The organism is Oleiphilus sp. HI0067 (genome assembly GCF_001635735.1).
The window spans coordinates 1-370 of the sequence record NZ_LWFI01000741.1 but is presented as its reverse complement, the minus strand read 5'-3'; the positions used below and the strand labels follow the sequence as shown (position 1 = coordinate 370).

Below are 370 nucleotides of genomic sequence, written 5' to 3'. Positions count from 1 at the left end.
GAACACCACGAGCAACTTCATAGTGCTCGTTACCGATTACTAATGGATCCAACTGACGTGAAGTTGAGTCAAGTGGGTCAATCGCTGGGTAGATACCCTTAGAAGCGATGTCACGGCTCAATACAACCGTTGCGTCCAAGTGAGAGAACGTTGTTGCTGGTGATGGGTCAGTCAAGTCATCCGCCGGTACGTATACCGCTTGGATAGAAGTGATCGAACCAGTCTTAGTAGAAGTGATACGTTCCTGAAGAACCCCCATCTCTTCTGCTAGTGTTGGCTGGTAACCTACCGCTGAAGGCATACGACCTAGAAGTGCTGATACTTCAGTACCTGCAAGTGTGTAACGGTAAATGTTGTCTACGAATAGTAG

The 370-nt window shown here is 47.8% G+C and carries 1 pseudogene; it reads right to left on the bottom strand.

From position 1 onward, the window contains the following. Window positions 1-370: pseudogene (locus A3739_RS08165) on the bottom strand (F0F1 ATP synthase subunit beta); the annotation flags it as partial.